The 19,754-nt window shown below is 69.0% G+C and carries 17 protein-coding genes; 8 read left to right on the plus strand and 9 right to left on the minus strand.

Annotated features, from left to right (window positions below):
- Positions 1-153: 153 nt before the first annotated feature.
- Positions 154-312, minus strand: coding sequence for a DUF5679 domain-containing protein (locus AB0E69_RS23100; RefSeq protein WP_012922897.1), 159 nt, complete (start codon positions 310-312; stop codon positions 154-156).
- Positions 313-838: 526 nt separating this feature from the next.
- Here AB0E69_RS23100 and AB0E69_RS23105 point away from each other — a divergent pair.
- From AB0E69_RS23105 to AB0E69_RS23115, 3 genes are all read left to right on the plus strand, one after another.
- Positions 839-1,375, plus strand: coding sequence for a M48 family metallopeptidase (locus AB0E69_RS23105; RefSeq protein WP_360149455.1), 537 nt, complete (start codon positions 839-841; stop codon positions 1,373-1,375).
- A 220-nt stretch (positions 1,376-1,595) separates the two neighbouring features.
- Entirely contained in the window at positions 1,596-3,803 is a 2,208-nt protein-coding gene (locus tag AB0E69_RS23110) for an MMPL family transporter (RefSeq protein WP_360149458.1), read from the plus strand.
- Between the two features lie 86 nt (positions 3,804-3,889).
- Complete coding sequence (locus AB0E69_RS23115; RefSeq protein WP_360149461.1) at positions 3,890-4,636, plus strand: uridine kinase; 747 nt, start codon at positions 3,890-3,892, stop codon at positions 4,634-4,636.
- Here AB0E69_RS23115 and AB0E69_RS23120 read toward each other — a convergent pair.
- Positions 4,596-5,195 carry a CGNR zinc finger domain-containing protein gene (locus AB0E69_RS23120; RefSeq protein ID WP_360149464.1) on the minus strand — a complete coding sequence of 200 codons (600 nt, stop codon included), beginning with the start codon at positions 5,193-5,195 and terminating at the stop codon, positions 4,596-4,598. The genes AB0E69_RS23115 and AB0E69_RS23120 overlap by 41 nt on opposite strands.
- A gap of 65 nt (positions 5,196-5,260) precedes the next feature.
- On the opposite strand from AB0E69_RS23120, the gene AB0E69_RS23125 reads away from it, so the two are divergent.
- Positions 5,261-6,475: an MFS transporter gene (locus AB0E69_RS23125; RefSeq protein ID WP_360149467.1), complete on the plus strand. Its 1,215-nt coding sequence runs from the start codon at positions 5,261-5,263 to the stop codon at positions 6,473-6,475.
- Positions 6,447-6,710: a hypothetical protein gene (locus AB0E69_RS23130; protein WP_360149470.1), complete on the plus strand. Its 264-nt coding sequence runs from the start codon at positions 6,447-6,449 to the stop codon at positions 6,708-6,710. Before AB0E69_RS23125 ends, AB0E69_RS23130 begins: the two co-directional genes overlap by 29 nt.
- A 5-nt stretch (positions 6,711-6,715) precedes the next feature.
- On the opposite strand, the gene AB0E69_RS23135 is transcribed toward AB0E69_RS23130, so the two are convergent.
- Positions 6,716-8,974 (minus strand): FdhF/YdeP family oxidoreductase, encoded by a 2,259-nt coding sequence (locus tag AB0E69_RS23135; protein WP_360149473.1) that lies wholly within the window; start codon positions 8,972-8,974, stop codon positions 6,716-6,718.
- Positions 8,975-9,121: 147 nt separating this feature from the next.
- On the opposite strand from AB0E69_RS23135, the gene AB0E69_RS23140 reads away from it, so the two are divergent.
- Genes AB0E69_RS23140 through AB0E69_RS23150 form a run of 3 tightly spaced genes read left to right on the plus strand, consistent with a single transcriptional unit; the run spans position 9,122 to position 12,933 of the window.
- Entirely contained in the window at positions 9,122-9,850 is a 729-nt protein-coding gene (locus tag AB0E69_RS23140; protein ID WP_360149476.1) for a 3-hydroxybutyrate dehydrogenase, read from the plus strand.
- Positions 9,851-9,866: 16 nt separating this feature from the next.
- Positions 9,867-11,168, plus strand: a complete 1,302-nt coding sequence (locus AB0E69_RS23145; protein ID WP_360149479.1) for an MFS transporter — start codon at positions 9,867-9,869, stop codon at positions 11,166-11,168.
- Between the two features lie 4 nt (positions 11,169-11,172).
- The gene (locus AB0E69_RS23150; RefSeq protein WP_360149482.1) at positions 11,173-12,933 is read left to right on the plus strand and encodes a GAF domain-containing protein; all 1,761 of its coding nucleotides are present in this window, start codon (positions 11,173-11,175) and stop codon (positions 12,931-12,933) included.
- Here AB0E69_RS23150 and AB0E69_RS23155 read toward each other — a convergent pair.
- The 6 genes from AB0E69_RS23155 to AB0E69_RS23180 are packed head-to-tail and all read right to left on the minus strand — an operon-like array spanning position 12,845 to position 19,731.
- On the minus strand, positions 12,845-13,537 hold the full coding sequence (locus AB0E69_RS23155; RefSeq protein ID WP_360150089.1) for an isoprenylcysteine carboxylmethyltransferase family protein: 693 nt from the start codon (positions 13,535-13,537) through the stop codon (positions 12,845-12,847). The two genes, AB0E69_RS23150 and AB0E69_RS23155, sit on opposite strands and share 89 nt — an antisense overlap.
- A gap of 5 nt (positions 13,538-13,542) precedes the next feature.
- Positions 13,543-14,457, minus strand: coding sequence for a type II secretion system F family protein (locus AB0E69_RS23160; RefSeq protein ID WP_360149485.1), 915 nt, complete (start codon positions 14,455-14,457; stop codon positions 13,543-13,545).
- A gap of 1 nt (position 14,458) precedes the next feature.
- Positions 14,459-16,363 carry a VWA domain-containing protein gene (locus tag AB0E69_RS23165; RefSeq protein ID WP_360149488.1) on the minus strand — a complete coding sequence of 635 codons (1,905 nt, stop codon included), beginning with the start codon at positions 16,361-16,363 and terminating at the stop codon, positions 14,459-14,461.
- The gene (locus AB0E69_RS23170; RefSeq protein WP_360149491.1) at positions 16,360-17,754 is read right to left on the minus strand and encodes a CpaF family protein; all 1,395 of its coding nucleotides are present in this window, start codon (positions 17,752-17,754) and stop codon (positions 16,360-16,362) included. Before AB0E69_RS23170 ends, AB0E69_RS23165 begins: the two co-directional genes overlap by 4 nt.
- Complete coding sequence (locus tag AB0E69_RS23175; RefSeq protein ID WP_360149494.1) at positions 17,754-18,914, minus strand: AAA family ATPase; 1,161 nt, start codon at positions 18,912-18,914, stop codon at positions 17,754-17,756. The genes AB0E69_RS23170 and AB0E69_RS23175 overlap by 1 nt, the downstream gene beginning before the upstream one ends.
- A gap of 10 nt (positions 18,915-18,924) precedes the next feature.
- Positions 18,925-19,731, minus strand: coding sequence for an RcpC/CpaB family pilus assembly protein (locus AB0E69_RS23180; protein WP_360149497.1), 807 nt, complete (start codon positions 19,729-19,731; stop codon positions 18,925-18,927).
- Positions 19,732-19,754: the final 23 nt, after the last annotated feature.

Below are 19,754 nucleotides of genomic sequence, written 5' to 3' on the forward strand. Positions count from 1 at the left end.
TGTCCGGTCGCCCAAGCCCGGCTCCGCTCGGGGCACCTGGTGTCGCCTTTGTATCGCAGTACCAGGTTCGTCGCTGAGAGATCTCGGCCTGCGTGCCGAGGGGCGGTGCCGGACCCGTGGGTCCGGCACCGCCCCTGATGACGACGTGGTGCGTCAGGCCTTGCCGAGGATCCGGTTCAGGTTCGTACCGCACTCGGGGCACTTGGCCTTGGCCATGCGCGTGCCCTTGTCGTTGACCTTGACCTCGCCGTCGGCGGTGCGCTTGGCCTTGCACTTGACGCAGTAGAACTCGCCGCTCCAGGTCTCTGCCATGAGGGCCTCTCTCCTTGCTCTGAATTTCAGCCCGGGGCCCGGCCCCGAGCGGTCGTTTGGGTTGCTGACGGCAGACCGTCCTGCCGTAGGCCGTTCGGCCCAGTCGGGATTCACCCTACGGCAGCCAGCGGCAGGCTCAAGCCCACCTCCGGGTCCGCGCGCCGCCTGAACGCCTCGGGGAAACCCTTTTCCGAAACTTTCGCCGGCACGGAACAGGCTCCCGGAGTTCCGCTTCCGGAACCGCTCGGCTTCCCCTCCGAGCGGCCCCGGTAGCGGTCCGGGAGCCTGTTGGGGACGACGCTAGGAGACGCCGGCGGCGCAGGCAAGCGCGAGTTGTCCACGCCTGTGGATAACTCTGTGCGCAACCTGTGGGACGCGCCGCCGGGTGCTGTGGACGGGCGGGGGAACAGGATGTGAACAACCGGAATCAGAGGACCCAAGATCTGGCGTCTGACCTGCGGAAACATCGATGCACAGGATGTGGACCCAAGAAAGTTGTCCGATTCGGGGGGTACATTTTTGAGCCATGGCCGACTCCCCACCGCGCCCCATCCCGCCGTACGTGGATATCCGGCGCAGCAAGCGCCGCAAGCGCACGGTCAGCGCGTACCGGGACGGTGAGCGGGTGGTCGTGCTGATGCCCGACCGGTTGTCCGCCGCCGAGGAGGCGCGCTGGGTCGAGACCATGCTGGCGCGGCTCGAGAAGCAGCGCAGCCGATCGCGCGTGTCGGACGAAAAATTGTTGGCCAGAGCACACGAACTCGCGTGTCGCCACCTCCCAGAGGTGCCCGAACCTGCGTCGGTGAGGTGGGTTTCGAACCAAAACAGACGGTGGGGATCGTGCACTCCGGCGGACCGGTCGATCCGGTTGAGCACCCGGTTGCAGGTGATGCCGGCCTGGGTGGTCGACTACGTCCTGGTCCACGAGCTCGCTCACCTGGTCGAGCCGGCCCACAACGCCGCCTTCTGGGCGCTGGTCCACCGGTACCCGAAGGCCGAGCGCGCCGAGGGGTATTTGGAGGGCATCTCGGCCGCCTCGTCGCTCAACCTCGAGGACTTCTGAGCTTCGGTCTCGAGACTTCTGAGCTCCGGTCGAGGTCCGATCACCCGGGGTCACCCGCAGTCCCGGCGGAGGGTGGGGTGGGGTTTTCCTCAGGGTGAACCGGGGGGCTTCCTGCATGGTGCCGGCCTGTCCCGGCCAGCGAGGCTTTTGCCTGTAGCCAGCGCCACGCCAGGGAGCGCTGAGTGGGGCGCCAGAGGGGGCGCAGAGGGGCAGGGACGGTATGGCCAGGGGACAGATCACGGTCCGGGCGGCGCGCTGGAGTGCCACCCATCCGTGGCGGGCGATCGCGATGTGGGTGGTCGTGGTGATCGCCTGTTTCGCGATCGGCTCGATGACCGGCACCAAGCAGGCCAAGGACAGCGACAGCGACATCGGTGAGGTGACCCGGGCCGACAACATCGTCAAGTCCGGCAACTTCGACGACCCGGACGTGGAGAGCGTGCTGATCACGGCTCCGTCCGGGCAGCTCGACCAGACGGAGGCCGGCAAGGTGGCGGGCGTCGTGGTGCAGCGGATGCGCGGCCTCGGTGGGGTCGCGGAGGTTGCGCCGCCGATGCCGTCGCCGAAGAAGGACGCGGTCATCGTCAGGGTCACCTTGAAGGACCCGGCGGCGGGCGCCGACGACAAGACCCGGGTCCAGCCGCTGCTCGACACGACCGCTCAGGTCCAGCAGCAGTATCCGAACTTTAGGGTCGAAGAGGTCGGTGGTCTGTCCATCGACAAGGCGCTCAACGAGACCCTCGGCAAGGACTTCAAGCGGGCCGAGATGTTCAGCCTGCCGGTGACGCTGGCGATCCTCCTGGTCGCGTTCGGTGCGCTCATCGCGGCGTCGGTGCCGTTGCTGCTCGCGCTGTCCGCGGTCGCGGCTGCGATCGGACTCGCGGCGGCGGCCTCGCAGCTGGTGCCCGCGGTCGACGCGGTCAACAGCGTGATCCTGCTGATCGGGATGGCGGTCGGCGTCGACTACTCACTCTTCTACCTCCGGCGTGAACGCGAGGAGCGCGCCAAGGGCCGCGGCCACGTCGACGCGGTCGAGATCGCCGCGGCGACCTCAGGCCACGCGGTCGTCGTGTCCGGTACTGCGGTGATCATCTCGATGGCCGGGCTGTTCCTGGCTCGGGACGCGGTGTTCTCGTCCTTCGCGGTCGGCTCGATCCTGGTCGTCGCGGTGGCCGTCGTCGGTTCGCTGACCGTGCTGCCGGCCGTGCTGGCGAAGCTCGGTCGCTGGGTGGACCGCCCGCGGATCCCGCTGCTGTGGCGGCTCACGGCCAACAAGAGCAAGCCGCGCTTCTGGCCGACCATGCTGAAGCCTGCGCTGAAGCACCCGATGGCCACGCTGCTCGTCTCGGTCACCGCACTGCTTGCGGTTGCCTCGCCGGCGCTGGGGATGACGCTGAAGTTCCCGGGCACCGAGGACCTGCCGCGGACGACGTCGGTGATGAAGGCGTACGACCGGCTGACCGCGGCCTTCCCGAGCACGGGGACGAGCCACCAGGTCGCCGTACGGGCGCCGGCCAACCAGCAGCCCGCGGTCAAGGCAGCCTTGGCCGAGCTGATGGAGAAGACCAAGGGCGACCAGCTGTTCGCGGCCGACGGTCTCGAGAAGCCGCGGTTCTCCAAGGACGGTACGGTCGCGACGCTCGAGGTCGCCACGCCGTACGAGGGTGGTAGCCAGCAGGCGCGGGACTCGCTGGCCAAGCTGCGCAAGGACCTGATGCCGGCGACGGTGGGCAAGGTGCCGGGTGCGGAGTACGCGGTCGGTGGGTTCGTGGCCGCGGACGTGGACTACGCGGCGCACACCAGGGCGAAGCTGCCGCTGGTGATCGGGTTCGTGCTGCTGCTGACGATGCTCGTGATGATGGTGACGTTCCGGTCGGTGGTGGTCGCGGTGACCGCGATCGGGCTGAACCTGCTGAGCGCGGGAGCGGCGTACGGGGTCGTCACCGCGGTCTTCCAGAACACCTGGGCCGAAGGGTTGCTGCACTTCCGGTCGAACGGAGCGGTGGTCAGTTGGTTGCCACTCTTCCTCTTCGTGGTGCTGTTCGGTCTGTCGATGGACTACCACGTGTTCGTCGTCAGCCGGATCCGCGAGGCGGTGCTGCGCGGGGTGCCGACCAAGCAGGCGGTTGCCGAGGGCATCACCGGTTCGGCCGGTGTGGTGACGAGCGCGGCGGCGGTGATGATCGGGGTGTTCGCGGTCTTCGCGACGCTGAGCACGCTGGACATGAAGCAGCTGGGAGTCGGGCTGGCGGTCGCGATCCTGATCGACGCGACGATCATCCGGGCCGTGGTGCTGCCGAGCATCATGACGCTGCTCGGGGACGCCAACTGGTGGGCACCGCGCTGGCTCCGGCCGAAGCAGGCCAAGCACGCGACAGTACCGCCGGCGGCTCCCGAGGAGGAGCGTGAGCTGACACCGGTCGGCTGACGGCCCAGGAGCAGTAGCTGAGTTGCAGCGTCGCACCCCACCGAAACCATTCGGTGGGGCGCTTCGCGTGGTGCAGGATGACGCACATGGCAGAGCGAGCCGAAGGTCTGGAGCAGCCGGGGCAGGTGCGCGGGATGTCGGGGCAGCGGGGTTGGGTGTTGGGGGAGTTGGCCGAGGCGGTGCTGGGTGTTGAGGTGGCGCATCCGGTGCGGGTGGCGGTCGATGGGTGTTCGGCGGCGGGGAAGACGACGCTGGCCGACGAGCTGGCGCAGGTGCTGCAGGCGCGGACCGATCGCGCGATCATCCGGATCGGGATCGACTACTTCAAACGGGCCTACGAGCTGCGGACGGCGTACCCCGGGGACTCGCCGGAGAGCTACTACCTGGACTCGTGGGACAACGACGCGATCCGCGAGCGGCTGCTGCTGCCGCTCGGTCCCGGTGGCGATCGCCGGTACGTCGTCGCGTTGCGGGACAGCTCGTCCCGCACGGTGCTGGATCTGCCGGTGCAGTTCGCGGCGCCGGATGCGGTCGTGCTGGTGGACGGCGCATTCCTGCAGCGGCCGGAGCTCCTCGACCTGTGGGATCTGCGGATCTACGTGCACGTCGGGTTCGACGTCGTACTGCGGCGGGGGATCGCGCGCGACCAGGCCTGGATGGATTCGGCGGAGGACGCCGAGCGACGGTATCTGTCGAAGTACATCCCGGGGGAGCGGCTGTACGTCGACCAGGTCCGTCCGCGGGAGCGGGCTCAGCTCGTGGTGGACAACGAGGATCCGGCGCGGCCGGTGCTCACCCGGCGCTCTGGCGAGCCCGGTGGGCTGCGGCCTTGACCCTGCTCTGGCACTGGGGCGAGCAGAAGCGACGCTGACCGTTCTTCGACACGTCGACGAAGACGCGGTCGCACTGCGGTGCCGCGCAGACGCCCAACCGTCCGGCCAGGTCGCTACCCACCGCGAGTGCCAGGCCGGCCGCGCAACCGGCGGTCCAGCCGTTGGCGAGCTGTTCGTCAGGCCCGTGGAAATGCAGGCTCCAGGGCCGGTCTCGACCGCGGTCGAGCTGGGGACGCGCGTTGGTGTCGACCAGCAGCGCGTTGATTTCCGTCGCGGCCGCGTCGAGGTCTCCGTCGGCAGCGGCCTCGAAGACGATCCGCATCCGGCCGGCCAGCTCGACCAGCCGCCGGGCATCGTCGAGTGGCACTGACATGCCGGCCGGCGGATACCCGATCGCGGTCAGCGCCTCGGCGACCGCGCGCGTGATCGCCTCCGGGTCGTCGGCGGGCGCGGCGTACGCCGTACCGCCTGAGTAGCCCGCTGTCAGCCGGTTGACGTACTCGACCGACGCCGCCAGCACGCTGCGTGCATGACTATCAAAAGATACTTGACCAGTCACGCGGAGCCTCCGTAGTCTCAGGGTGCGTGACCGATCATAGCCACTTAGATAGTCATGGAGGCGGAATGAGTGCTGCGTCGCAGGCGGTGACCTCACCCTGGCGTGGGCTCTCGCCGACGGTGTGGATCTTGGTGGTCGCGCGAGCGGTGAACCGGATCGGTGCGTTCACGTTGCCGTTTCTCGGGGTGGTGCTGACGGTGGAGTTCGGTGCGTCGCTGCGCCAGACCGGCCTGATCCTGGCGGTTTTCGGTGCGGCGACGATCCCGTCCCGGCTGCTCGGCGGGCAGTTGGCAGACCGCTTCGGCCGTCGCTGGACGATCGTGATCGGCCTGACCGGATGCGCGGTCGCCCAGCTCTGGATCGTGGTCAGCCTGACCCTCTGGTTCGCGGTCCTCGCGACGGTCCTGCTCGGCCTCGCCTTCGAGATCTACGAACCCCCAAGCCAAGCGATGATCGCCGACGTCACCCAACCGGCGGACCGCCCGGCCGCGTACGGCGTCTACAGCGCAGCCCTCGCCGCCGCCGGAGTCCTGGCTGGCCTCCTGGCCGCCGCCCTGACCCACTGGAACCTCCGCTACCTCTTCGCAGCAGACGCCCTCACCTGCCTAGCCTGCGCCATCTTGGTAGCCCTTGCTCTTCCGACCGACGAACGCAGTAAGCGCTCCAAAGAACCAACATTGAGCAACTCAGCGTGGCGTGATCGGCGGTTGCTGTTGTTGCTTGGGAGCGGCACGGTGTTTGCGACTATCTACATGCAGATCATCATCGGGTTGCCGCTGACTCTGCTCGAGCAAGGGCTTCCGAAGGCCGGCACTGGCTTTGTGCTTGCGTTGTCGGCGGTCACGTTGATCCTGGCCCAACGCTTTCTACGGGTGAAGCGGCTTGACGACTTCAGGTCGATCGCCGTCGGGTACGTGCTGCTGGCCGCCGGGCTGGTCGCCTGCGCACTCGCCCACAGTCTCACCGGCTACCTGGTCGCCGCGATTCTCTGGAGTCTCGGCGACCTGTTCCTGCTGACGCGCTACCTCACCCAGGCATCTGGCCTGGCCCCGGACGAGTCCCGCGGGCGATACCTCGCGATCTTCGGACTGAGTTGGGGGATCGCGACCACGATCGCCCCGCTCACCGTCACGCAACTCCTCGAGACCGCCGGTCCGACCGGTCTCTGGCTGACGAGCGCGGCCGTGGCCCTTGTCCTCGCGATACTTCAACCATGGGTCAGACGCCGGGTCGATCCGGATCGGAGGAACGATGACCGACGCATCGCAACCGACGGGTGACCTGGACCTGGGGGCCGTCATCCAGGAACTGACGGAGATCGGGAAGGCCGGGAAGTACCTGGACGACGGGCCCGGTGAGGCCCGTGCGCGCGAGCTGGGCGGTCAGCTGGACACGCACGGCGGGATCGCGGCGATGCGCGCAGCGCTCGCCCGGGTCGAGTCTCGGCTCCCGGATCCCGGGGCCGCCCGCGAACTCGAGTACGCCTGGGACGGTATCGGCTCCTGGTTGGGATGACACCCTCAGCTCCGCGGCTCCAGCCTGACCGTCAGGCCTTTCGCGACCGGCGTGTTACTGCCCTTCGCCACGTCGTCGGCCGCCATCAGCACGTTGGTCTCGGGGTAGTACGCCGCCACACACCCGCGCGCCGTCGGGTACGACACCAGCCGGAAGCCGGCAGCCCGCCGTTCGACCCCCTTGAACTCGCTGACGATGTCGACGTACTCGCCGTCCTTCAGACCCAGCTCGGCCAGGTCGTCCGGATGCACGAAGACCACCTCGCGCGTCCCGTGCACACCGCGGTACCGATCCTGCAGCCCGTAGATCGTTGTGTTGAACTGGTCGTGGCTCCGCAGCGTCTGCAGCAAGAGCCGACCAGATGCCGTCGGCAACCAAGTCAGGTCGTTCGCGGTGAACTGCGCCCGCGAGTCCGACGTCTTGAACTCACGCTTGTCGCGCGCCGCGTGCGCGAGCAAGAAGCCGCCCTCGTTCGCCCGCAGCCGCTCCTCGAAGTCCTCGTACCCGTCGGCCACCCGTCCGATCCGTTGCCGGATCAGGCTGTAGTCGTCGGCGAAGTCGGCCCAGGGGATCTGACCGATGTCCGGTACGACGTGCTGCGCGAGCCCGCACACGATTCCGATCTCGGACTTCATCTCCGGCGCCGGAGGCCTCAGGTTGCCGGTGGACAGGTGTACGGCGCCCTGCGAGTCCTCGACCGTGACCGACTGCGGACCGGCCGGCGTGTGGTCGTGGTCGGTACGCCCGAGCGTCGGCAGGATCAGCGCCTCGCGGCCGGTGACCGTGTGGGATCGGTTCAGCTTGGTCGAGACGTGCACGGTCAGGTCGCACTGTCGCAGCCCGCGATGCACAACCTCGGTGTCCGGAGTGGCGGAGGCGAAGTTCCCACCCATGGCGAAGAACACCCGCACCGCGCCGTCGCGCAACCGCTGCACGGTCGCGGCCGCGTCGATGCCGTGCTCCCGGGGAGAGCTGAACGCGAACTCGTGATCGAGTCTGTCCAGGAACGCGTCCGGCATCTTCTCCCAGATGCCCATGCTGCGGTCGCCCTGCACGTTCGAGTGCCCGCGCACCGGGCACGGGCCCGCGCCCGGCTTGCCGATGTTGCCCTGGAGGAGCAGCACGTTGACGATCTCGGTGATCGTGGCAACCGCCTCGCGGTGCTGCGTCAGGCCCATCGCCCAGCAGATCACGGTCGCCTTCGAGGCGATGAACCGTTGCGCCAGCTCCTCGATCTCGGCGCGGCGCAGGCCGGTGGCGAGCTCCACGGCCGGCCAGTCGAGCTCGGCGTTGTGCTTGGCGTAGAGCTCGAACCCGCTGGTGTGCGACTCGATGAACGCCTTGTCCAGCACGGTGAACGGGTGCGCCGCCTCGGCCTCGAGCAGCAGGTGGCCGAGGGCAAGGAACAGGGCCTGGTCGCCACCGATCCGGATCTGCAGGTGCTGGTCGGCGAGCGTCGTACCCTTGCCGACCCAGCCGCGTGGCTTCTGCGGGTTCATGAACTTCATCAGGCCCGGCTCGGGCAGCGGGTTGACCGAGACGATCGACCCGCCGTGGCGCTTGGCCACCTCGAGGTGGCTGAGCATCCGGGGCGCGTTGGTGCCCGGGTTCTGGCCGACGACCACGATCAGCTCGGCCTCTTCGAGCATCTCCAGCGTGACCGCGCCCTTGCCGCTGCCGATCACCTTGGACAGCGCCGTCCCGGATGACTCGTGACACATGTTCGAGCAGTCGGGCAGGTTGTTCGTCCCGTAGGCGCGGGCGAAGAGCTGGTACAGGAAGGCGGCCTCGTTGCTGGTCCGGCCGGAGGTGTAGAAGACGGCGTCGTTCGGGTCGACGAGGGCCTTGAGGTGCCGGGCGACGACCTGGAACGCCTCGTCCCAGCCGACCGGCTCGTAGTGCGTGGCGCCGGCGCGGAGCAGCATCGGCTCGGTGATCCGGCCGAGCTTGCCCAGCTCGAACTCGGAGATCTGGTCCATTTCGGCCACCGAGTGCTCGGCGAAGAACGCCCGCGGCACCCGCTTGCGGCTGGCCTCCCAGGCGACCGCCTTGGCGCCGTTCTCGCAGAACTCGGCCGCGTGCTTGCGCTTGTGGTCGGGGTCCGGCCAGGCGCAGGACGGGCAGTCGAACCCGCCGTCCTGGTTCATCTTCAGGAACACCTTGCCGGTCCGCAGCGGGCCCATCTCGCGCAAGCCGAACTTGAACGACGACAGCACCGCCGGGACGCCGGCGGCCTTCTTCTGCGGATGCTCGATATCGACCATGTCTTCCACGATAGTTCGATCTATGACTATCCGCTGGGTCGATAGCCGCGACTGTCGACAAGTGGTGTCGCGGCCTACCTGACACAGCAGCCTTGTGTGTCGCGATCCCATAGTGCTGCCGACCGCGGGTTTCTACAGTCATCGGCCATGGAGACCCGTCGAGCCCTCGTCACCGGCGCCGCATCCGGTATCGGTGCCGCGTGTGCGCAACGTCTCGCCGCGGACGGAGTCCACGTGGTCGCAGTGGACCTCGACGAGACCCGTCTGGCCGCGCTGGACGGCGTGGAGACCGTGGTGGCGGACCTGTCCGACCTGCAAAAGCTGTCCACCTTGCCGACCGACGTGGACATCCTGGTGAACAACGCCGGGGTCCAGCAGGTCGCACCGGTCGAGCAGTTCCCGCCGGAGCGCTTCAGCTACCTCCTCCGGCTCATGCTGGAGGCACCGTTCCGGCTGATCCGCCAGACACTGCCGCACATGTACGGCGCCGGCTGGGGTCGCGTGGTCAATATCAGCTCGGTGCACGGACTACGGGCCAGCCCGTTCAAGGCGGCGTACGTCGCGGCGAAGCACGGACTGGAGGGCCTCAGCAAGGTCGTCGCGCTGGAGGGCGCTCCGCACGGGGTCACCAGCAACTGTGTGAACCCGGCGTACGTCCGCACTCCGCTGGTGACTGCTCAGCTCGCGGACCAGGCAGCCACGCACGGGCTGTCCGAGTCGGAGGTGCTGGACAAGGTCCTGCTCGAGCCGGTCGCGGTGAAGCGACTGATCGAGCCGGCCGAAGTGGCGGAGCTGGTCGCACTGCTGTGCGGCCCGGCGTCCGCCTCGATTACGGGGAGCTCGTTCGTACTAGACGGCGGCTGGACCGCCCACTAACCCCAGGAGTCCGCCCATGACAGCTACAGAACCGGTCCGCACCCGTACGTCGATCGTCCGGGTGGTCGGGGCCAGCCTCGTCGGTACGACGGTCGAGTGGTACGACTTCTTCCTCTACGGCGTCGCCGCGTCCGTGGTGTTCGGGGACCTCTTCTTTCCCAAAGGTGAAGAGCTCACCGGGACGTTGCTGAGCTTCGCCACCTTCGCGGTCGGGTTCTTCGCCCGTCCGATCGACGGAGTGGTGTTCGGCCACTTCGGTGACCGCCTGGGCCGCAAGCAGCTGCTCGTACTGTCCCTGCTGATGATGGGGCTCGCGACCTTCGCCATCGGGCTGCTGCCGACCTATGCGCAGGTCGGTGCGCTCGCTCCGGTCCTGCTGACGGTACTGCGGCTCGTCCAAGGGTTCGCCCTGGGTGGCGAGTGGGGTGGCGCCGTACTGATCGTGTCCGAGCACGGTGATCCGGCCAGGCGTGGCTTCTGGGCGTCGTGGCCCCAGGCTGGTGCGCCGGCGGGTCAGCTGATCGCCAACGGCGTACTGGCTGGGCTGGCTGCGTTCCAGTCGGAGGCGGCGTTCGACTCGTGGGGCTGGCGCATCCCGTTCCTCCTGTCCGCGGTGCTCGTGCTGGTCGGGCTGTGGGTGCGGCTGCGGATCGAGGAGTCGCCGGTGTTCAAGGAGGCGCGCACGAAGCAGGAGCCTGCGGACAAGCTGCCGATCCTCGAGGTGCTCACCCGCTACCCGCGGGAGGTGCTGACGGCGATGGGCGCGCGGATGGCGGAGAACGTCAGCTACTACATCTTCACCATCGTGATTGCGACGTACGCCAAGGAACACCTCGGCATGGGCAAGTCCTTCGCACTGAACGCGGTACTGATCGCTGCCGCCGTGCACTTCGTCACGATCCCGCTCTGGGGCGCGCTGTCGGACCGGGTCGGCCGGCGGCCGGTGTACCTGCTCGGAGCGACGGGCGTGGGCGTGTGGGCGTTCGTGTTCGTCGCCCTGGTGGACACCAAGAACTTCGCGCTGGCCACGCTGGCGGTGACCGTCGGACTGGTGTTCCACGGTGCGATGTACGGGCCGCAGGCCTCGTTCTTCACCGAGCTGTTCGGCACCCGCGTCCGTTACTCGGGCGTCTCGGTGGGCTACCAGCTGGCCTCGATCATCGCCGGCGGCCTGGCGCCGTTCATCGCGGTTGCGCTGCTCAAGGCGTACGACTCCGGCTACGCGATCGCGGTGTATGTCGCGGCCTGTGCGGTGATTTCGATCGTCGCGGTGACGTCGTACACCGAGACGCATCGCCGAGACCTCACTACGCTCTAGGACCATGCAGGAGCTGCTGCGGCTGCTGGCCGAGGATGCGCCCGGGCCTGAGTTGGCTCGGGCGGCCGGTGACGACGCAGTGGCTCGCGAGCTGGTCCTGCGGGTCCGGGCGCGCATGGACGCCAGCAAGAAGCGTGAGGCCGAGCTGACCACGCTGGTCGACGTGGCACGTGAGTTGGCGTCCGCACGCGACCCAGGCGACGTACTGGACACGATCGTGCACCGGACGCGCAGCCTGATCGGCGTGGACGTGGCATACCTGACCTTGTACGACGAGGCGCGCGGCGACACGTACATGCGGGCCACCGACGGGTCGGTGTCGGCTGACTTCCAGCAGTTGCGGCTCCCGGTGGGCGCCGGGCTCGGTGGGCTGGTTGCCAAGACCTACAAGCCGTACTGGACAGCCGACTACCCGGCCGACCGACGCTTCCGGCATACCGGCCCGATCGACCAGGCCGTTGCCGAGGAAGGGCTGGTGGCGATCTGCGGTACGCCGTTGATCGTCGACGGCGCGTTCGTCGGCGTACTGTTCGCGTCCAACCGGACACGCCGCCCGTTCAGCCATGACGAGGTGTCCCTGCTCGTCTCGCTGGCGGCGTTGGCTGCGGTGACGATCGTGCAGGTGCGGGCGGCTGCTGAGACTGCCGCTGCGTTGGAGCAGCTCTCTGCCGCACATGCCGGGACGGAGCACGCAGCCGCGGCGCATGACCGCTTCGCCGACATCGTGTTGTCCGGTGGCGACGTAGACGCCATCGCTGCCGCCCTGGCCGAACTGCTTGGGGTCTGGGTGGTGCTGGTCGATGCTGGCGGCAACGAGCTGGCTGTGGCCGGCACACCGACCGGCACTGTGCCCTGGCAGGAGTCAGAGTCCGGTCGGCTGACGCGTGTGGGTGACTGCTGGGTTGTCGCTGCGACGGCCAAGCGGGAGCGACTCGGCGCCCTGGTGATCGGTGGTGCGGACGACCTGAGCGGCGCAGACCAGCGGATAGTCGAGCGCGCTGCCGTGGTCACGGCACTCGTGTTGCTGTTCCGCCGCCAGGCCGCTGAGCAGTCCCAACGCGCACAGGCGGACCTGCTCGCCGACGTACTCAGCGGCAGGGCTGACCCGAGGACACTGACCGAGCGGCTCCGGTTGCTCGCACCAAACCATCGGCACGACCACCTGGTCGTGGTGGTGTGCCGCGGCGACCACACCGCCGTACGTGCGCGGTTGTCGGCGCCGCTGGAGGACAAGCTGGTGCTGTCCGGCCCGTACGGCGGCGACCTCGTCCTCCTGCTTGCTCGCACCACTGCCGCCGCGGCGGCACGCGAGCTCTCGGAGGTGGCCAAGCGCACCGGGGTAACGATCGCGGTCGCCGGCCCGTCCGACTGGAGCTCGCTGGTCGAAGCCCACCGACGAGCTGCCCGCCTCGCAACCACCATGCTTCGCCTCGGCCGCACCGGCGAGGCAGCTACGCCGGACGACCTAGGCGTAGCGGGTCTGGTCGGCGCCGCGGAGGTCGACGCCCGCGCCCACGTCCAGCACGTCCTGGGCCCGATCCTCGACTACGACGACCAGCGCGGCACCGACCTCATCGGCACCCTGCATGCCTACTACGCCGCAGGCCAAAGCCCTACCCGCGCGGCCACGTCGCTCCACATCCATCCCAACACGGTCCAGCAACGCCTCGACCGAGTCACTGCCCTCCTTGGCGACGGCTGGCAATCCCCAGACCCCTCCCTGACCATCCAAGTAGCGCTGCGCCTTCTCTCCGCCCTCGGGTGAGGCCTGGAAGCAAGGCGGCTGTCCCGCTGCGGTAGCTGGCGTAGGTGGGGAGGGTGGCGAGGAGGACCTGCTCCTCGGTGCGGGCTCGGTAGGTCTGGAGAGTGACCAGGAGCAGCCAGGCTATGGCTGCTGGGACGGTGCCCGCGACGATGGCCAGGCCAAGGGACGAGATGATCTCACCGGTGTAGAGCGGGTGGCGGACCCAGCGGTACGGCCCGTGGGCGACGACGTCGCGGGCCTGGGCGATCACCGACAGGTTCTTGCCCAGCGTGCGTAGCGACCAGACGGACCACGCCGTCCCCATGACCAGCAGGATGTCGGCGACCAGTTCGCGGCTGGTGCTCGCTCCCGCCTTGGTCAGCAGCGGGAAGGCGAAGGGCAGCAGCGTAGCGACGACGGCCGCCACGTGGGCAGTCAATGACGTACTGGTCGCCTTCGCCGGACCGCGGCGTACGTAGGCCCAGATGATCAGCGCGTAGAAGACGGCGACCAGCGCGTTCCCGAACCAGCGCAGGGATCCGGCGCCGGAGTGCGTGAGGAGGTACGCGTCGGCGCACAGCATCAGGACGGCGCCGGGAACCATCACCAGCCGCCCGAGGTCCATCGCGCTCACTTCCCGAAGAAGACGTGAATGATGCTGATCACGCCCGGCCCGATGATGACGATGAACATCGACGGGAACAGGCAGAACACCAGCGGGAACAAGATCTTCACCGGCACCTTCTGCGCCTTCTCCTCGGCCCGCTGCCGCCGCCGCAACCGCATCTCCTTCGCCTGCTCCCGCAGTACGTCGGCGATCGTGATGCCCAGCTCACCGGCCTGCACCAGCGCCGACACGAACGCCCGCAGCTCGGGAACCGTGGTCCGGCCGGTCAGCGCCCGCAGTGCCTGCGAACGGGACTTGCCGATCTGGATCTCCTGCAGCACCCGCGACAGCTCGGCGGCCAGCGGACCCTTGGTGTTACGCGCGACCTGTGCCAGCGCCGCATCGAACCCGAGCCCGGCCTCGACACAGACCGTCAGCATGTCCAGCGCGTCCGGCAACGCCTTCTGGATCTTCTCCTGCCGCTTGATCCCCGCGTTGTAGAGCAGGATGTCCGGCAGGAAGAACCCGGCCGAACCGGCCACTGCGGCGCCCACGATCAGCAGCCCGACCGTCCGCAGCCCGTACAGGCCGCCCAGCCCGCCGAGGATGAACAGCCCCAGGCCCTTCGCCGCCAGGATCCGGTCCGGCGTCCACCCGGACGGGTTGCCGGCCAGGTCGAGCCGCCGCTGCAGCGTCGCCCCGATCCCCGCCGGCGACAGCCGTACGGCGATCCCGCGCAACCAGCCCGGCAACGACGCCAGCGGGTCCCGCTCCGGCTCCGGGCCGGCCACGGCCTGCCGCGTGTAGTGGGTGTCGATCGCCGCGAGCGCCCGCGTCACGCCGCCGTCGGCGGTCCGCGCGGTGATGCCGACCACGGCCAGCACGATGGCCAGCCCGAGGGCGGCGACGCCCACGATCAAGAGCACGGTCGGGGTCATCTCACGCCTCCACCTTGATCAGAGCCTTGATCCAGAATCCGCCGATGATGATCAGCAGCACGCCGCCGGCCACCATCAGCACGCCGATCGGCGTGGTGAACAGCGGGCTCATGTACTCCGGTTTGCTGAACGTCAGCCAGCCGCCGAGGACGATCGGCAGCCCGACGATGATGTAGCCGGACAGCCGCCCCTCGGCGCTGAGCGCCCGGACGTGCCGCCGGGTCTGCGCGCGTTCGCGCATGGTGTCGACGGTGTTCGTCAGCACCTCGGCCAGGTTGCCGCCGACCTCGCGCTGGATCCGCGTGGCCATCACCACCCACCGCAGGTCGTCACACTGCATCCGGTCGGCAACGTGGTTGAGGCCGTCCTCCAGGGTGACGCCGATCCGCGTCTCGGCGAGCGCCCGGGAGAACTCACCGGCGGCCGGCTGCGTACCGTCCCGCACCACAGCGTCGACTGCCTGCGGGAGCGAGAACCCGGATCGCAACGACCCCACGATCAGCTGCAGCACGTCGGGAAGCTGCTCCCCGAACGCAGCCCGTCGCCGCCCGATCCGGACGCTCAGTACGACGCGCTGCACCAACCAGCCGGCCACTAGTCCGATCGGTAGGCAGAGCAGCTTGTTCACACCGACGAGCATCAGTGCGACCCCCACTGCCGCGCTGGCGCAGACGACGAGCACCGTCCATTCGGCCGGCTTCCGCTTCACGTCCGCCAGGTCGAGCCGCGTGGCCAGACCCTGCTCGGCACCACTGGACCGCAGTACCTGATCCACCAGCCCGACCGCGGTGCGCGCAGCCGCACCCTCCCCCTCGGCAGGTCGCACAGCATCCCGCCGAGGTCCGTACTGCCCTACTTGCTGCGCCAACCGGCGCGCCACCTCTCCACGCGCGCCCTGCCACCGCAGCAACACCACAGCGAGTACGACGATGATGAACACGCTGGCCAGCAACGCGAGCAGCCACAGGGACCAAATGGTCTGCGGTGCGACCCTGATGGGCGTCGGTGAGACCTGCCCCGGCTTGTCCACAGTCGCGAACGTCACTGGCAACTTGGCGCTGAGCGTGCCGATCTTGAGCAGCAACGTCGTCCGTTGCCCGGCCAGTGCCGCCGGCACGGTGACGTCGACCTTCGCCCGCGAGGTGAAGTTCCGTGCCACGGCTGCGAAGGCAGCGGTCAGTTGACCCGAGCTCTGTGCGGTCAGGGTCCGGCCGCCCGCGGCTGATGCGATCTGCTGGGCAGCGGACGCGTCGCCGGTGCCGTAGCGGAAGGCAACGACGTCAGCCGGGACATGGTTCACCGCAAGGGCTCGCGTGACCGACAGGAGGTTCGCCTTGCTCGACGTGTCGACACCGTCGGACAGCACGACCAATCGGCGCTGAGCTGACGGACCGAGCTTCGCGCCGACGAGGGTGGCGACGCCGGTACGCACTGCGTCGTACAGCGCGGTCGCCCCGGTGGCTTGGGCCCGGGCGAGCGCGTTGCGGACCAGCACGCGGTTGGTCGTCGGCCGGACCGCCAGCCGCGGCTGGTCGGAGAAGGTGACCAGCCCGGCCTGTACGTCGTTCGGCAGGCTGGCCAGGTAGCTGAGCGCGGCCTGTCGCGCGGCGGCAATGCCGGTACCGGCCATCGACCCACTCGTGTCCAGCACGATGACGACCGCGCGTGATGGGCCTGTCGCGACGGCCGTGCTGCTGCTCACCGGCGTCACCTGCGCGGGCAGGGTCCTCCTACCGGCCACCACCTGCAGCTTCCCTGACACGTTGGCAGTCGTCAGGACGAAGGTGACGTGACCAGGGCTCACCTGCAGCGAGTCGGCGCGCGCCGACGGTCCGGTGTCCGCGTGCGCGAGCCCCGGCAGTGCGAGAGCCAGCACTGCGCCGAGTAGCACGCCCAGGAGCCTCATCGGTGGACCTCCTCCAGGCCGAACATCCGCGCCGGCAGCGTGACGCCACGGTCGGCCAGCCGGTCGAGGAAGCCCGGCCGCAGCCCGGTGGACCGCAGCGTGCCGCGGAACCAGCCCCGCTCGTCGACGCCCGCGTGGAAGTCGAACTGGAACAGGTCCTGCAGCGTGACGATGTCGCCCTCCATACCGGTCACCTCGGTGATGTGGGTGATCCGGCGGGTGCCGTCCTTCAACCGGGACTGGTGCACGATCAGGTCGATCGCGGACGACATCTGCTCGCGGATCGCCCGCTGCGGCAGGTCCAGGCCGGCCATCAGCACCATCGTCTCCAGCCGCGACAGCGAGTCGCGCGGTGCGTTCGAGTGCACGGTGGTGATCGAGCCGTCGTGGCCGGTGTTCATCGCCTGCAGCATGTCCAGCGCGGCGCCGTCCCGGACCTCACCGATGATGATCCGGTCCGGCCGCATCCGCAGCGCGTTCCGGACCAGGTCCCGGATCGCGATCTCGCCGCGCTTCTCGACGTTCGCCGGTCGCGCCTCGAGCCGCAGGACGTGCTCCTGCCGCAGCTGCAGCTCGGCCGCGTCCTCGATCGTCACGATCCGCTCGTCGTCCGGGAGGAACGACGACAGCACGTTCAGCGTCGTCGTCTTGCCGGAGCCGGTGCCGCCACCGATCAGGATGTTGAGCCGGCCCCGTACACAGGCCTGCAGCAGCTCCGCGACCGGACCGGTCACGGTGCCGAACGAGATCAGGTCGTCGACCGTGAACGGGTCCGCGGCGAACTTCCGGATCGTCAGCAACGACCCGTCCAGTGCGATCGGCGGTACGACGGCGTTCACCCGGCTTCCGTCGGGCAGCCGCGCGTCCACCATCGGGCTGGCGTCGTCGACGCGGCGGCCGACCCGGGACACGATCTTGTCGATCGTGCGGCGCAGGTGGCTCTCGTCGGTGAACGCCGCGTCGACCGGGAGCAGCCGCCCCTCGCGCTCGACGTAGATCTGATCGTGGCCGTTGACCATGATCTCCGAGACTTCCGCGTCGCGCAGGTACGGCTCGAGCGGGCCGTGGCCGAGGATCTCGTCGGTGACCTCCTGCGCGATCCGCGCGCGGTCCGCCGCGGTCATCGGGGTGTCGTCGCGTTGCAGCACCGCCTGCAGGGTCTGCGTGACCTGCCGGTCGAGCTCGCGCTGGTCGAGGTGCGCGTCGTACAGCTTCGGGCCCAGGCTCTCTAGGAGTCCTTGGTGGACGCTGCGCTTCACACCGGCGAACGGGTCCGCGTTCCGGGCGGAACGACGCGGTACGTCGGAAGCCGCCGGCCTGGTCGTGCGCGTTGCCTGCGGTTCGTGGCTGGGTTGTGCCTGTCGTTGGGCCAGCCGTTCGGACAGGTTCATCATCGCCTCCCGGCGCCACGACGGGCGAACGCCTTGGCCTTCGTTGCGACCGGACGGCCGATCAGCCGCTCGCGGGCGAACTTGGTGATCGCCTGGCTGACCGGGTGGTTCGGCGTCGCGAGCACGATCGGCACGCCCTTGTTGATCGAGATCGGGACACTGCGGCTGGACGGCACCTGCAGGCTGAGCGGGCTGCGCACCACGCGCTCGACGTCGCCCGGCGTCAGCCCGACCTTCGAGTCGGAGCGGTTCGCCACCACGGAGCGGATGTCCCGCGAGTAGGACAGCAGGTCGAGCATGTCCAGCGTGATCCGCAGGTTCTTCAGCGCCGGCGTGTCCGGTGTGGTGAGCAGGACGTGGTGGTCGGAGACGTCCATCGCGGTCAGCACGTGCTCGCTGAACTGCGCCGGCGTGTCCACCACGACGAAGTCGAACATCCCGCGCAGTACGCCGAGCAGCTCGCTGACCAGGCTCGCGGGAATCTTCTCCGCGTCGCCGGGCGTGACCGGCGCGAGCAGCATGTCCAGCCCCGGTCGGTACGGCGTGAGCAGCGAAGCGGTGCCGGTCGTGTCCAGGTGACCGGCCATCGGCAGCGCGTCGCTGATCGTCCGCACGGGATCGAGCTGCACGCTGATCGCGACATCGCCGAACGCGAGGTCGAGATCGACCAGGCAGACCCGCGTGCCGTCGATCCCGGCGAGTGCGACCGCCAGGTTGACCGCGATGGTCGTCTTGCCACAACCACCCTTGGCGGCGAAGACGGTGACGACCTTGCCCCGCTCGCCCTGCTCGGGCTCGTCCGGGACATGCAGCTCAGCGCGCGCCCGGTCGGACAGCGCCCGCGACCGCTGGCACGCCGCGACCAGCGCGACGGTGTCGTCGGCCCTGACCACCTCTCGCACGCCGGCGCGCAGCGCCTCGGTCAGCAGCTCGACGTCCACTTGCTCGCGGACCAGGATCACGCCGGTGGTCGGCCGCTCCATCCGGAGGTGCGCTGCGAAGCGCAGTGCCTCCGCTGCGTCCGTCCGCGGTCCGACAACCACCAGGTCCTCGGTAGGGTCATTGCTCAGGGCAAGGAGTGCGGCGTCGAGGTCCTCGACGTGCAGCACGTCATCGCCAAGGTCGGAGATCAACTCGTCCGGCCGGCACACGATCGTCATGGCGTCGTCCTCACTTCTTCTTCGGTGCGGGCGGGAACTGGGGTACGACGTGGTTGTCCGGCGTGATCTGCGCGGCCGGGCCGAGCAGCGCCAGGTACGGCAGGCCGGTCTGGGTCAGCAGGATCAGCCGCTCGGCGTCGTCCTGGCCGACCGCGACGGTCACCAGCGTCAGGTCGTTCTGCGGGGACGAGTTCTGCGAGAACGAGCTGTTCGTCGCCTTCTCGTCCTCGGGTTTCGCGGCCGGCCCGAGCGCGACCACCCGCACCTTGGGTACGGCGACCCGCGTGTTGCCGATACCCTTGCCGAGCTGCTGCTTGTGCTGGCCGGTGCAGTTCGGTTGGGCACTGACCTCACCGTTGCTCCCGACCACAACCGTGCCGAAGACAGCGACGTCCGAGCCGACGTGCACGTTGCCGGCCACGAGCTCCGCGCTGCAGAGCGTGAAGGTCACCGCTACCTTGCCGTCCGGGATCGTCAGCCCGCCCGTGGCCTGCTCGGCCGAGACGAGCATCGACTTCAGCAACAACTGACCCGGGCTGACGGCGGCCGTCGTGACGAGATCCTCCTGCGCCGCCGTGATCTCTGTGAGCGCGTCGGTCGACACCGACGACGCGGGCAGGGTCTCCTGGTGCAAGGAGGCTTTCGCCTCGTGGACCGGCGTACCCTGCGGGATCGCCTTGCCGGCGACCAGGACGGTGACGGCCTGCTGGCCGGCCACCGCGCGGGCGTCCGCCTTGTTGACGTAGACCAGCACCGCGAACGTTCCGAGCACGGCCAGCGCGACCGCCAGCACGATGGTCAGGACTCGACGTTTCATGAGGTTTCCTCTTCTGTTGCCGG

This window comes from Kribbella sp. NPDC026611, assembly GCF_040638345.1.
Taxonomy (GTDB): Bacteria; Actinomycetota; Actinomycetes; order Propionibacteriales; family Kribbellaceae; genus Kribbella.

Excerpts from the sequence above, each read along its gene's own strand:
- AB0E69_RS23100 (WP_012922897.1), bottom strand. The coding sequence starts at position 312 with ATGGCAGAGACCTGGAGCGGCGAGTTCTACTGCGTCAAGTGCAAGGCC.
- AB0E69_RS23105 (WP_360149455.1), top strand. The coding sequence starts at position 839 with ATGGCCGACTCCCCACCGCGCCCCATCCCGCCGTACGTGGATATCCGG.
- AB0E69_RS23110 (WP_360149458.1), top strand. The coding sequence starts at position 1,596 with ATGGCCAGGGGACAGATCACGGTCCGGGCGGCGCGCTGGAGTGCCACC.
- AB0E69_RS23115 (WP_360149461.1), top strand. The coding sequence starts at position 3,890 with ATGGCAGAGCGAGCCGAAGGTCTGGAGCAGCCGGGGCAGGTGCGCGGG.
- AB0E69_RS23125 (WP_360149467.1), top strand. The coding sequence starts at position 5,261 with ATGAGTGCTGCGTCGCAGGCGGTGACCTCACCCTGGCGTGGGCTCTCG.
- AB0E69_RS23130 (WP_360149470.1), top strand. The coding sequence starts at position 6,447 with ATGACCGACGCATCGCAACCGACGGGTGACCTGGACCTGGGGGCCGTC.
- AB0E69_RS23135 (WP_360149473.1), bottom strand. The coding sequence starts at position 8,974 with ATGGTCGATATCGAGCATCCGCAGAAGAAGGCCGCCGGCGTCCCGGCG.
- AB0E69_RS23140 (WP_360149476.1), top strand. The coding sequence starts at position 9,122 with ATGGAGACCCGTCGAGCCCTCGTCACCGGCGCCGCATCCGGTATCGGT.
- AB0E69_RS23145 (WP_360149479.1), top strand. The coding sequence starts at position 9,867 with ATGACAGCTACAGAACCGGTCCGCACCCGTACGTCGATCGTCCGGGTG.
- AB0E69_RS23150 (WP_360149482.1), top strand. The coding sequence starts at position 11,173 with ATGCAGGAGCTGCTGCGGCTGCTGGCCGAGGATGCGCCCGGGCCTGAG.
- AB0E69_RS23155 (WP_360150089.1), bottom strand. The coding sequence starts at position 13,537 with ATGGACCTCGGGCGGCTGGTGATGGTTCCCGGCGCCGTCCTGATGCTG.
- AB0E69_RS23160 (WP_360149485.1), bottom strand. The coding sequence starts at position 14,457 with ATGACCCCGACCGTGCTCTTGATCGTGGGCGTCGCCGCCCTCGGGCTG.
- AB0E69_RS23165 (WP_360149488.1), bottom strand. The coding sequence starts at position 16,363 with ATGAGGCTCCTGGGCGTGCTACTCGGCGCAGTGCTGGCTCTCGCACTG.
- AB0E69_RS23170 (WP_360149491.1), bottom strand. The coding sequence starts at position 17,754 with ATGAACCTGTCCGAACGGCTGGCCCAACGACAGGCACAACCCAGCCAC.
- AB0E69_RS23175 (WP_360149494.1), bottom strand. The coding sequence starts at position 18,914 with ATGACGATCGTGTGCCGGCCGGACGAGTTGATCTCCGACCTTGGCGAT.
- AB0E69_RS23180 (WP_360149497.1), bottom strand. The coding sequence starts at position 19,731 with ATGAAACGTCGAGTCCTGACCATCGTGCTGGCGGTCGCGCTGGCCGTG.